Below are 12,171 nucleotides of genomic sequence, written 5' to 3'. Positions count from 1 at the left end.
CAGCATCACCCCCGCGTTAATGCCGCGCGCACCTGCTCGGCCCGCGGAATCGGATCCACCGCGCCAAAGCCCTGCGTCGACAGCGCCGCCGCCACGGCGGCATAGCGCGCCGCATCCTGCAGCGTGTCCCCTGCCACCAGCCGCGCCAGCAGCGAGCCACCGAAGGTGTCGCCGGCGCCCGTCGCGTCGACCGGCTTGCACGGATGCGAGTCGATCCGTACGCGGCGCCGGCCGTCATCCACCAGCGCGCCGTCGGCGCCGAGCTTGAGCACCACCTGGCGCGCGCCGAGTCCGCGGCAGTAGTCGACCAGTGCATCCGGCTCCTGCAGGCCGCTGATCGCGCTGATGTCGTCCAGGCTGGGCAGGCACAGGTCGCTTTGCGCGATCAATTCGCGCATCACGGCCCGAGCGCGGTCGATCGGCCAGAGCTTCAGCCGCAGGTTCGTGTCGAAGGAAACCGGAACGCCCGCTGCACGCGCAGTGGCGATGGCGGCAAAGCAGGTGTCGCACGCACTTTCCGAAATCGCCGCCGAAATGCCGGACAGGTGGAGGAACGCTGCGCGCGCGATGCGCTCCTGCGGCAAGTCCTGCGGGCGCATGCGGCTGGCGGCCGAACCGCGCCGCAGGAAGCTGAAGTGATGCCCTTGCGCGTCGTGCTCCACGAAATACACGGCCGTGAAGGCTTCGGCATCGGTGCGCACGTCGGCATCGTCCACGCCTTCGCGCCGCCACAGCTCGCGCAGCATGCGGCCGTAGCGGTCATCGCCGACAGCGGACAGGTAGCCCACGCGCGCGCCCTGCCGCGCCGCGGCGATGGCCGCGTTGGAGGTGTCGCCACCGAAGCCTTGCAGGTACAGCCGCCCCTCGCCCGCGCCGGTCTGGTTGAACTCCACCATCGGCTCGCCGAGGGCGAGGATCTCCGCGCCCATGCCGCGACTCAGTAGGTGCCGGGGTAGGCGCCGCCGTCGATCAGCACGTTCTGGCCGGTGATGTAGCCGGCATGCACGCTGCAGAGGAAGGCGCAGGTCGCGCCGAATTCGTCGGCGTTGCCGAAGCGCTGCGAGGGGATCGTCTTCATGCGGGCATTGCGCACTTCCTCGACGGGCTTGCCGGCCTTCTTGGCGCCGCCCTCCATCGTGGCCTTGAGCCGGTCGGTGTCGAACGCGCCGGGCAGCAGGTTGTTGATGGTCACGTTGGCGCCTGCGAGCTTGCTGCTGCGCGCGACGCCGGCCACGAACCCCGTCAGGCCGCTGCGCGCGCCGTTCGAAAGGCCGAGGATGTCGATCGGCGACTTCACCGCGCTGGACGTGATGTTCACGATGCGCCCGAAGCCGCGCGCCGCCATGCCGTCGACGGTGGCCTTGATCAGCTCGATCGGCGTCAGCATGTTGCCGTCCACCGCCTTCAGCCAGGCTTCGCGGTCCCAATCACGGAAGTCGCCCGGCGGCGGCCCGCCCGCATTCGTCACGACGATGTCGTAGTCCTTGCGGAACCCGAACACCTTCGCGCGGCCGTCGGCGGTGGTGATGTCGGTTGCGATGGCTTGCACCTGCGTGCCGGCGGGCGCATCGGCGCGCAGTTTCGCGGCCGCCGCTTCCAGCGCCTCCGCGGTGCGCGCGACGATCACGACGTGAACTCCTTCACGCGAAAGCGCTTGCGCACAGCCGAAACCCAAACCTTTGCTGGCGCCGCACACCAGCGCCCATTTGCCCGAGAGACCCAAGTCCATAGAATCCTGCCGGTCATTGAAGAAGAAACACTGATGATACGCACGCACTCGCACCTTCGTTGCGGCCTGGCCGCCCTCCTGCTGCTCGCGGCGGCCGCGCGCGCCGACGAGGCGGTGCTCACGCGCCGCGCGCTCGAGTTGCGCGCGAGCCCCGGCGACGGCGGCGCCAGCGTCGCCAGCCTGCCGCAGCAGTCGCCCGTGACGCGGCTCGATGGGCGGCAAGGTCCCTGGGTCCAGGTGCGCAGCGCGCAAGGAGCGACCGGCTGGGTGCACCTGTTCGACCTCGGGCCGGCCACGGCCAGCGGCGGCAGCAACGGCAGCAGCGGCGGCGGCTTCGTGTCGGGCGCGCTGCGCGGCGTGACCGGCCTGTTCGACAGCGGAACGCCGCGCCAGACGGGGACCACGGCCGGCATCCGCGGCCTCGAGGCGGAGGACCTGGCCAATGCCCACCCCGATCCGGCGGGCGTGCAGCGCATGGCCGGCTGGCGCGCCAGCGAAAGCGATGCGCGCACCTTCGCGGGCCGCGCACCCTGGCGCGCCGTGGCGGTCGAGCCGCTGCCGGCGCCGGCGGCGGCGCGCGCCGGCGAAGCGGCGCGGGAGCAACTGCCATGAAGCTCCGCTTGCAACTCATCGCAGTCTCCGCGCTGCTGGCCGCATGCGGCGCAGCGGGCGCGCAGGACGCCGGCAAGGCGCTCGGCGGGCTGCTGCGGCCCATCAATCCCAACCTGCTGAACACATTGCCCGTGCCTTCGGCAGCGTCGGCGCCAGCGCCTGCCGCAAGCGAGCTGCTCAAGCTGCTGGGCGAGCCCGACCGGATCGACGAAGCGCGCGAACTGGAGATCGGCCGCGAGCTCGCCGCGCTGCTGGTGGGCAGCAAGCCGCTGCACCAGGACGTGGCGCTGCAACGCTACGTGAACCGCCTGGGCCGCTGGATCAGCCTGCAGGGCAGCCGCCCCCACCTGCCCTGGAACTTCGCGGTGCTGGACGATGCGGGCTTCAACGCCTTCGCCGCGCCGGGCGGCTACGTCTTCGTCACCAAGGGCCTGGTGGACCGCGCCGACGAGGCGGAGCTGGCCGGCATCCTCGCGCACGAGATCACCCACGTGAACCGGCGGCATCACCTGCAGGCGCTGGCCGCCGGGGCGCGCGCCGGGATCGCCACGCAGGTCATCGCTTCCCAGGTGCGCGGTGCCGCCGCCAACGCGCTGTCGGCGCAGCTGCTGGCGCTCGGGCGCAAGGTGTACGCGCGCGGCCTGGACCAGGCCGATGAATTCGAGGCCGATCGCGAAGGCGTCGCCCTGGCCGCGCGCGCCGGCTTCGATCCCTATGGCCTGCCCTCGGTGCTGCAGCAGGTGCGCACGGCGCGCGCCGACGATCCGCTGTTCGCGCTGACGCTGTCCACGCATCCGCCGGCGCAGCAGCGGCTGGAACAGCTGGAAGGGGCGATGGGCTCGCGCCTCGATGCGTTCAGCGGCAAGCCGTCGGTGCCGATCGCGCAGCGCCTGCGCTAGGAGCTGCGCGCGGGCCGCGAGAAGACGAAGATCCCCGCCAGCACCAGCAGCGTCCCCGCCGCCAGCCAGGCGGTGAACGGCTCGCCCAGCAGCCAGACGCCGAGGAAGATCGTCGACAGCGGCCCCACCATCCCGGCCTGCGAGGTGGCGGCCGGGCCGATGCGCTCGATCGCCATCATCACCAGCAGCACCGGCACCGCGGTGCACAAGGTGGCATTGAGCACCGACAAGCCGACGACTTGCGGCGCCACCGCGAACGCGGCGGCCCACGGCCGCAGCAGCAAGAACTGCGCGATGCAACAGGCGCACGCGACGCTGGTGGCCAGGCCCACCAGCCGCAAGGAGCCGATGCGTTTCACGAACTCGCCGCTGAACACCAGGTACAGCGCGTAGCTGACTGTGCTCGCGAACACCAGCAGCGCGCCCAGCGGCACGTTGCTGCCTTCGAGCTTCAGCTCCTGCCCGAACACGATCAGCACGCCCACGTAGCTGATCGCCATGCCTGCGACCTGCGCGCGGCGCCACTGCCGCCGGTACAGCAGCGAGCCGAGTACGAGCACCAGCGTGGGCGTGAGGTACATGATCAACCGCTCCAGCGCCGCGGTGATGTACTGCAGCCCGACGAAGTCGAGGAAGCTGGAGAGGTAGTAGCCGCTGAAGCCCAGGCCCGCGACGCCCAGCCAGTCGCGCGCGGCCAGCGCCGGCTGCCCGCGGCCGGCCCACCACGCCATGCCCAGGAACAGCGGCAGCGCGAAGGCCATGCGCAGCATGATCAGCGTGACCGCGTCCACGCCGTAGCGGTAGGCGAGCTTGACGATGATCGCCTTGCCGCTGAAGGCGATGGCGCCGGCAAAGGCCAGCACCAGTCCCGGCAGGGCACGCTCGCCCTGCCCGTCGGCCGCGGCGCTCAATGCTTCCCCAGCAGCCGCACGTGCATCCTGCGCATGGAGAGCCACACGCCCGCGGCGACGATGGGGATCGCGACGGCGGCCGTGGCTTCCGCGCTGAAGGGCCAGCCGAGCGCGTGCGCACCCTTGGCGACGTAGCTCACCAGGCCGACGATGTAATAGGTGATGGCCGCGACCGACAGGCCTTCGACCGTTGCCTGCAGCTTGAGCTGCAGGCCCTGCCGGCGGTTCATGGTGGCCAGCAGCGCCTGGCTGCTTTTCTGCTGCTCGATCTCCACGCGCGTGCGCAGCAGGTTGCTGATGCGCGAGACGCGCTGCGACAGGGCGTCCTGCCGCCGCACCGACCACGCGCAGGTGGCGCGCGCCGGCGAGAGGCGGCGGTCGATGAATTCGCTGAGGCGCTGCAGGCCGGGCAGGCGCTGCTCGCCGATGTCGGCGAGGCGCCGGTCCACCAGTTCGAAGTAGGCGGCGCTGGCGGAGAAACGCGAATGCGTCGCCGCATACTGGCTCTCGACGCGGCCGGCCAGCCGGGTCAGGCGATCGAGCAGGCGCGGCTCCTCGTCGCGGCCGGCGGCGCGGATGGCCTCGGCCAGCTCCGCCAGCTCCCGCTCGGCCCAGCCGAGCTCCGCCGAGGCCTCGCGCGCCGCCGGCAGGCCGAGCAAGGCCGCCATGCGGTAGGTGTCGATCTCCAGCAGCCGCTGCACGAGCCGCCCGAGACGGCGCGCGGAGAGCGCGTCGCCCTTGTCCACCAGCAGCACCATGCGCGCGGCGCCGTCGCCGTGCAAGGCAAAGTCGGTGTAGACGGCGCCGTGGCCCTCGGCGACGCTCGAAGCGACCAGCGCGTCTTCGTTCAACACCTGCCGCAGCACCGCCGTGCCGTTGCCGTTCTCGCGCGGCAGCACCCACAGGTGCAGCGCCGCCAGCACCTGGCCCGGCAGGGCCGCCAGCCAGTCCTGCGGCACCGCCGGCAGCGCGGTCGCGGGTTCGCGCTCGCCCGGCGCATCGGCGGCCATGGGCCGCGAGAAGGTCCAGGTGACGAATTCGGTGTGCAGTTCCCAGCGGATCCGGAAGGCACCCAGATCCATGCGCAGGTGGATGCCGTGCGCGTCCGGTTGCGGCAGGTGGTGGTCGCGCAGCAGGGCCGCCAGGTGCGCGCGGCTGGCCTCGCGCTCCTCGGCGCCGGCCAGCATCACGATGTGCGACAGCGCCAGCGGCGCGTTCATCGCCTCGGGCGGGCGGGCGTGGATCTCGTTGTGGAGCGCGACCCTTTGCGGGTGCATTGCAGGCAGGGCCATGCGTTCATTCTCGCGCAAGAAAAAAAGGGCGCCCGCCGGGCGCCCTTCTTGTTTGGCGAGGTGCCGCCTCAGTCTTCGACGAAGGCTTCCTCGCGCTTGGCCTTGATCGAGGGCAGCGCCACGATGATGACCAGCAGCAGGGCGGCAGCCAGCAGGCCGGCGGACAGCGGACGCGTGACCAGCACGCTCCAGTCGCCGCGCGACAGCAGCAGGGCCCGGCGCAGGTTCTCTTCCATCATCGGGCCCAGGATGAAGCCCAGGAGCAGCGGCGCGGGTTCGCAACCGAGCTTGATGAAGGCATAGCCGACCACGCCCATGATCGCCACCATCCAGATGTCGAACACGTTGTTGTTGGTCGAGTACACGCCGATCGCGCAGAACAGCACGATGGACGGGAACAGCCAGCGGTAGGGCACGGTCAGCAGCTTGATCCACATGCCGATCAGCGGCAGGTTCAGCACCACCAGCATCAGGTTGCCGATCCACATCGAGGCGATCAGGCCCCAGAACAGCTGCGGGTTGCTGGTCATGACCTGCGGGCCCGGCTGGATGTTGTGGATGGTCATGGCACCCACCATCAGCGCCATCACCGCGTTGGGCGGGATGCCCAGCGTCAGCAGCGGGATGAAGGAGGTCTGCGCGCCGGCGTTGTTGGCCGCCTCGGGGGCCGCCACGCCGCGGATGTTGCCCTTGCCGAACGGGACTTCGCCCGGTTGCAGCTTGGTCTTCTTCTCGATCGTGTAGGCCGCGAAGGCCGACAGCAGCGCGCCGCCGCCGGGCAGGATGCCCAGCGCGGAACCCAGGGCCGTGCCGCGCAGCACCGCGGGGATCATGCGCTTGAAGTCGTCCTTGGTCGGGAACAGGCCGGTGACCTTGGCGGTGAACACCTCGCGCTCGTCCTCGTGCATGCCGAGGTTGGAGATGATCTCGCCGTAGCCGAACACGCCCATGGCGATGGTGATGAAGCCGATGCCGTCGGTCAGTTCCGGGATGTCGAACGAGTAGCGGGCGACGCCGGAGTTGACGTCAGTGCCCACCAGGCCGAGCAGCAGGCCCAGCACGATCATGCCGATCGCCTTGACCAGCGAGCCGGAGGCCAGCACCACGGCGCCGATCAGGCCCAGCACCATCAGCGAGAAGTATTCGGCGGGGCCGAACTTGAAGGCGACTTCGGTCAGCGGCGCGGCAAACGCGGCCAGGATCAGCGTGCCGACGCAGCCCGCGAAGAACGAGCCGAGGCCGGCCGCGGCGAGCGCCGGGCCCGCGCGTCCCTGCCGGGCCATCTGGTAGCCGTCGATCACCGTCACCACCGAGGACGATTCGCCCGGCAGGTTGACCAGGATGGCGGTGGTGGAGCCGCCGTACTGGGCGCCGTAGTAGATGCCGGCCAGCATGATCAGCGCCGACACCGGAGGCAGCGCGTAGGTCGCCGGCAGCAGCATGGCGATGGTGGCCACCGGACCGATGCCGGGCAGCACGCCGATCAGCGTGCCCAGCAGGCAGCCGATGAATGCGTAGAGCAGGTTGATCGGCGTGAACGCGACGCCGAAACCGAGTGCGAGGTTGCTAACGAGATCCATGGTGTCCTATCCCTCTCAACCGGTGATGAAGCTGGGCCACACCGGGAACTGAAGCTTCAGCAGCACGATGAAAGCCAGGTAGCTGCCGATGGCCAGCACGGTGGCGAGGATCGCCACTTCCTTGACCTTGAATTCCTCGCCGGCGAGCGCGGCGACGAAGGTCAGCGCGTAGATGCCGACGATCAGGCCCATGGCCGGGATGCCGAACTTCGGCAGGCCGCCCAGCAGCACGCCGAACACCAGGTTGGAAGCGATGATGAAGAACAGGGGCTTCCAGGCCGCCTTGCCGATCTTCTCGCCGTCCTCGGTTTCCACCACCAGGGCTTCGAACACCACGAACAGGCCGATGGCGGCCAGCAGGATGCCCAGCATCAGCGGGAAGTAGCCGGGGCCCATGCGGGCGCCCTCGCCGATGGTGTAGCTCGTCGCGCCCCAGGCGAACGCGATGCCCATCACCATGAACATGAGGCCAGCGAAGAAATCCTTCTGGCTCTTGATCTTCATGAAAGTGTCTCCTCGATGCGGATTTGCAACCGGCGGATTGTGGGGTCAAAGCCCCCCGGAACCCATGTGGGTTCCACCTACATCCGGTTACCCCACCGCAGCCTGACTTCCCCGGCGGGCAGTAATGTCTTTGTCAGTCGAGGGGCGGCGTGGCCGCCAGCACTTCTTCCATCGTGGTCAGGCCCTCGGCCACGCGCAGGGCGCCCGCCAGCCGCAGCGGCCGCATGCCGTCGGCGATGCCCTGCTTCTTGAGGGCCGCCAGGCTCGGCTCCCGCGTGACCCTCTCCTTGAAGGCCTCGCTCACCGACAGCAGCTCGTACAAGCCCATGCGGCCGAGGAAGCCGGTCATGCGGCAGTCGACGCAGCCCACCGGGCGGTACGGCCGCCAGTCGCCGCTGATCTTCCAGGGCTTCACCACCGCTTCGAGCGCGGCCCGCGCGGTGTCGCCGTCGGGCTCGCGGCACTGCTTGCACAGCGTGCGCACCAGGCGCTGCGCCAGCACGCCGATCACCGTGGCATTGAGCAGGTAGGCCGGCACGCCCAGCTCCATCAGGCGCGTGATGGCCGAGGGCGCGTCGTTGGTGTGCAGCGTGGAGAACACGAGGTGGCCGGTCAGTGCCGCCTGCACCGCCATGTCGGCGGTGGCCAGGTCGCGGATCTCGCCCACCATGATGATGTCGGGGTCCTGCCGCATCAGCGCGCGCAGGCCCTCGGTGAAGCCGAAGTCGAGCTGCGGCTGCACCTGGGTCTGGTTGAAGGCCGGCTCGATCATCTCGATCGGGTCCTCCACCGTGCTGACGTTGACCTCCTCGGTGGCGACGCGCTTGAGCGTCGAGTACAGCGTGGTGGTCTTGCCGGACCCGGTGGGGCCGGTCACCAGGACGATGCCGTAAGGGCGCTGCACCAGCGCCTCCCAGCGCTGCGCGTCGTGCGGCGCGAAGCCGAGCGCGTCCAGGTCCTTCACCGCGGTGTCGGGGTCGAAGATCCGCATCACCATCTTCTCGCCGAAGGCGGTGGGCAGCGTCGACAGGCGCATCTCGACCTCGTCGCCGCGCGGATTGCGGGTCTTGATGCGCCCGTCGAGCGGACGGCGCTTCTCGACCACGTCCATGCGCCCGAGCAGCTTGATGCGCGCGATCATCGCGTTCAGCACCGTGGGCGGCAGCTGGTACACCGGGTGCAGCACGCCGTCGATCCGGAACCGGATGACTCCCTGCTCGCGGCGCGGCTCCAGGTGGATGTCGCTGGCGCGCTGGTCGAAGGCGTACTGCCACAGCCAGTCGACGACCTGCACCACGCCCTGGTCGTTGGCGTCCAGCTGCTTGGTGTTCTTGCCCAGCTCCACCAGCTGCTCGAAGCTGGCGGCGCCGGCGTTGCCGCCGGCCTTCTGCGCCTGCCGCACCGACTTGGCGAGCGCGAAGAACTCGGCGGTGTAGCGATGGATGTCCTGCGGATTCGCGACGACGCGGCGGACGCTGCGCTTGGACTGCCGCTGCACCTCGTCGACCCAGTCGACCAGGAAGGGTTCGGCGGTGGCCACCACCACTTCGCTGGACGTCACCTGCACCGGCAGCACCTTGTGGCGCTCCGCGTAGGCGGCGCTCATGGTGTCGGAGACCTTGCCCACGTCGACTTTCAGCGGGTCGATGCGCAGGTAGTCGAGCTGCGCGCGGCCGGCCAGGTACTGCGTCAGCGCCTCGATGTCCAGCGGCTTGCCGTCGCGCATGCGGGTCATGGACACCGCGGCCAGGCGCACCAGCGGATGCTGCGCGCTCTCGGCCTGCGAGCAGCGCGTAATGGTGCGGCGCGCCTCCTCGGCGGAAATCACGCCGTCCTCGCTGAGCCACTCGACGATCCGCTGCCAGTGCAGCGGGCCGCGCGGTTCGGTGCGGGCGGAGATCTTGGGCGTGGCGCTCATTCCGGGATGTTACTCAACGACCGCGCAGGCATTTCGCATTTACTCCGCCGGCTTGAACACCCGCAGCCACTTGCGGGCCGGCAGCCCCCAGCGGCTTTCGATGTCGTCGGCGCGGGCGGCGAGCTCACCGCGTTTGGGCTGTTGCGGCTCGCGCAGCGCCAGCACCACGGTGTTGCCTTCGCGCGTCGGCTTGAAGGCCCAGACCGCCTCGGCGCCGAAAGCCGCCTGGATGCGCTGCAGGCTGCGCTCGTAGCTGGAGGCGCGGCCGAACAGGTTGACCGTCATGCCGCCGTCCTCCGTCAGCAGGCTGCGGCAGTCGCGGTAGAAGTCCTCGCTGTCCAGGACCGGCGCGGCCGCTTCGTGGTCGTACAGGTCCACCTGCAGCGCATCGATCTCGCCGCGCCAATGCGCGTGCGAGGCCACCTCGCCCGCATCGCCCAGCACCACCGACAGCCGGCTGTCGTCCTTGGGCAGCTTGAACCACAGGCGGCAGGCCGCCACGACCTGCGGGTTCAGCTCGATGGCCGTGGTCTTCATGCGCAGCTTCTTGTGGCAGAACTTGGTGAGCGAGGCGGCGCCGAGCCCGAGCTGCATCGCGTGCCGCTTCGCGACCGTGTCCGGCTCGACGAACAGCAGCCAGGCCATCATGCGCTGCACGTATTCCAGGTCGAGGTCGTAGGGCGCGTCCAGCCGCATGGAGCCCTGGATCCATTCGGTCTCCAGGTGCAGGTAGCGCGTGTCTCCGTGGTCGGAGAAATGGACTTCAGGCAGGGCGGCGGGTTTGTTCTTCACTGGGGCGCGATTATCCCGGCCAGCCGGGGCAGCGCGGCGCAGGCGTTGCGCGTGGTCGCCGCGGCCAGTTCTTCCACGGCGATGCCGCGCAGCTGCGCCAGCGCGGCGCCTATGGCCGGCAGTTCGGCCGGCTCGTTGCGGCCCTGGCCGGCGCCGTCCTCGCGCTCCTGCGCCGTCCGGTACAGCCAGTGCGGCGGGATGTCGGGCGCGTCGGTTTCCAGCACGATCGCCTCCAGCGGCAGGTCGGTGGCCAGTCGCCGGATCTGCAAAGCGCGGTCGAAGGTCACCGTGCCACCGAAGCCCAGCCGGAAGCCCAGCCGCACGAATTCCGCCGCCTGCTGGGCGCTGCCGTTGAAGGCGTGGGCGATGCCCGTGACCGGAACGCGGCGCAGGTGTTTCAGGAGCTGGTCGGCCGAGCGGCGCACGTGCAGCAGCACCGGCAGCCCATGGCGCTGCGCCAGCGCGAGCTGCGCGGCGTAGAACTTCTCCTGGCGGGCGGCGTCCAGCCCGGGCACGAAGAAATCCAGGCCGATCTCGCCCACGGCCACCAGCCGCGGGTCGCCACGGTGTTGGTCCAGCGCGCGGTCGAGCAGCGCGAGGTCCTCGTCCTGGGCTTCCCCCGTGCAAAGCGGGTGGATGCCGAGCGCGTAGGCATCCCCGTGGGCGTGCGCCAGCGCGCGCACGGCCTCGAAGTTGGAGGCGGCGACGGCGGGAATCACGCACAGGCCCACGCCGGCGGCGGCGGCCCGCTGCCGCACCGCGTCCCGGTCCGCCGCGAATTCACCGGCATCCAGGTGGACGTGCGTATCTATCCACAACCCCATGCGCCGATGATGCCGCAAGGCGTGCAGAGCCCCGCAAACCGTGATACCGTGTGCCACGAACGGGACCGTTACGCTGCGGTTCCGCAGTCAGTTCGTTGAAGGAAAACGGATGCGCAGGCCCGCTCTCTACAGCTCCAGCCGCCCGGCCCGTTCGGAGGCTCCCGTTGCGCAAGCCGTTGCGGCCGAAGCCGGCACCGAAGGGGCTGCGGCTCCGCGCGCCGCCCGCCGGCGCCGCCTGGCCGGCGCCGCCTCCAGCCCCTGGCTGCTCTGGGGCGCCATCCTCCTGCTCGCCGCCGCGCTGGCCACCACCCTCGTGCTGCGGCCCATGCAGCGCAAGCTGACGCAGGACGACATCAACGCCGCGGTCCTGAAGACCATGGAAACGCAGGTGATGCCGTCGGAATACGCGCGCGCCTACGACCGCATCCGCCCCTCCGTGGTGCGCGTGGTCAGCTACATCAAGAAAAGCCGCCTGCGGGAAGAAGAGCAGAAGCTCGCCTCCCGCACCGCCAAGCCCAAGCCGCTAGGCCCGGCGCAGGCCGACGTGACGGGCGACAACGACGAGGTCGAGAACGGCGTCGGCACGGGCGTGGTCATCATCGACAAGGGCGTGATCCTGACCAACCTGCACGTGGTGTCCGGCGCCGACCACATCAAGGTGATCTTCCACGACGGGCTCGAGTCGCGCGCCAACATCACCGGCGTGCAGGCCGAGAACGACCTCGCGGTGCTGCAGGCCGCCAAGATTCCGGACGACATGATCGCCGCCACCATGCGCTCGACCAGCGACCTGGCGCCGGGCGACAAGGTGCTGGCAGTGGGCTTCCCCTTCGGCATCGGGCCCTCCGCTTCGGGCGGCGTGGTGTCCGGCCTCGGCCGCGTGTTCCGCTCGCCCGAGGGCAAGCAGGAAATGCGCAACCTGATCCAGTTCGACGCGGCCGCCAATCCCGGCAACTCCGGCGGGCCGCTGGTCACCATGGACGGCGAAGTGGTCGGCATCGTCACCGCCATCCTGAACCCCACCTCGGCGCGCACCTTCATCGGCATCGGCTTCGCCGTGCCGATCGAAAACGCCGCCAGCGCCGCCGGGCTGCCGCCGTTCTGACGGCG

General features: G+C 70.2%; 12 protein-coding genes. 3 read left to right on the top strand and 9 right to left on the bottom strand.

What is annotated here, in order from left to right; genetic code table 11:
• Window positions 1–5: 5 nt before the first annotated feature.
• On the bottom strand, window positions 6–929 hold the full coding sequence (locus LZ009_RS04185; RefSeq protein WP_275696610.1) for a sugar kinase: 924 nt from the start codon (window positions 927–929) through the stop codon (window positions 6–8).
• Window positions 930–937: 8 nt separating this feature from the next.
• Window positions 938–1,729, bottom strand: coding sequence for an SDR family oxidoreductase (locus tag LZ009_RS04180; RefSeq protein WP_275696609.1), 792 nt, complete (start codon window positions 1,727–1,729; stop codon window positions 938–940).
• Window positions 1,730–1,762: 33 nt separating this feature from the next.
• On the opposite strand from LZ009_RS04180, the gene LZ009_RS04175 reads away from it, so the two are divergent.
• A complete protein-coding gene (locus LZ009_RS04175) occupies window positions 1,763–2,341 on the top strand; it encodes an SH3 domain-containing protein (RefSeq protein WP_275696608.1) in 579 nt (192 codons plus the stop codon).
• Window positions 2,342–2,349: 8 nt separating this feature from the next.
• Window positions 2,350–3,240, top strand: a complete 891-nt coding sequence (locus LZ009_RS04170; RefSeq protein ID WP_275696607.1) for a M48 family metalloprotease — start codon at window positions 2,350–2,352, stop codon at window positions 3,238–3,240.
• On the opposite strand, the gene LZ009_RS04165 is transcribed toward LZ009_RS04170, so the two are convergent.
• The 7 genes from LZ009_RS04165 to LZ009_RS04135 form a co-directional block, all read right to left on the bottom strand.
• On the bottom strand, window positions 3,237–4,151 hold the full coding sequence (locus tag LZ009_RS04165; protein ID WP_275696606.1) for a DMT family transporter: 915 nt from the start codon (window positions 4,149–4,151) through the stop codon (window positions 3,237–3,239). The genes LZ009_RS04170 and LZ009_RS04165 overlap by 4 nt on opposite strands.
• On the bottom strand, window positions 4,148–5,443 hold the full coding sequence (locus LZ009_RS04160) for a DUF3422 family protein (RefSeq protein WP_275696605.1): 1,296 nt from the start codon (window positions 5,441–5,443) through the stop codon (window positions 4,148–4,150). The genes LZ009_RS04165 and LZ009_RS04160 overlap by 4 nt, the downstream gene beginning before the upstream one ends.
• A gap of 68 nt (window positions 5,444–5,511) precedes the next feature.
• On the bottom strand, window positions 5,512–7,023 hold the full coding sequence (locus LZ009_RS04155) for a tripartite tricarboxylate transporter permease (protein WP_275696604.1): 1,512 nt from the start codon (window positions 7,021–7,023) through the stop codon (window positions 5,512–5,514).
• A gap of 15 nt (window positions 7,024–7,038) precedes the next feature.
• The gene (locus LZ009_RS04150; RefSeq protein ID WP_275696603.1) at window positions 7,039–7,527 is read right to left on the bottom strand and encodes a tripartite tricarboxylate transporter TctB family protein; all 489 of its coding nucleotides are present in this window, start codon (window positions 7,525–7,527) and stop codon (window positions 7,039–7,041) included.
• Window positions 7,528–7,660: 133 nt separating this feature from the next.
• A complete protein-coding gene (gene tfpB / locus LZ009_RS04145) occupies window positions 7,661–9,445 on the bottom strand; it encodes a type IV pilus assembly ATPase TfpB (RefSeq protein WP_275696602.1) in 1,785 nt (594 codons plus the stop codon).
• A 39-nt stretch (window positions 9,446–9,484) separates the two neighbouring features.
• The gene (locus tag LZ009_RS04140; protein WP_275696601.1) at window positions 9,485–10,237 is read right to left on the bottom strand and encodes a class I SAM-dependent methyltransferase; all 753 of its coding nucleotides are present in this window, start codon (window positions 10,235–10,237) and stop codon (window positions 9,485–9,487) included.
• Entirely contained in the window at window positions 10,234–11,061 is an 828-nt protein-coding gene (locus tag LZ009_RS04135; RefSeq protein WP_275696600.1) for a TatD family hydrolase, read from the bottom strand. The genes LZ009_RS04140 and LZ009_RS04135 overlap by 4 nt, the downstream gene beginning before the upstream one ends.
• A gap of 109 nt (window positions 11,062–11,170) precedes the next feature.
• Here LZ009_RS04135 and LZ009_RS04130 point away from each other — a divergent pair, with 109 nt between their 5' ends.
• On the top strand, window positions 11,171–12,166 hold the full coding sequence (locus LZ009_RS04130) for a S1C family serine protease (protein ID WP_275696599.1): 996 nt from the start codon (window positions 11,171–11,173) through the stop codon (window positions 12,164–12,166).
• Window positions 12,167–12,171: the final 5 nt, after the last annotated feature.

It is taken from the genome of Ramlibacter paludis (genome assembly GCF_022012305.1).
Lineage (GTDB): Bacteria > Pseudomonadota > Gammaproteobacteria > Burkholderiales > Burkholderiaceae_C > Ramlibacter > Ramlibacter paludis.
Note: the sequence above shows the minus strand (reverse complement) of the source record. Positions and strands in the feature narration are given on the sequence as shown.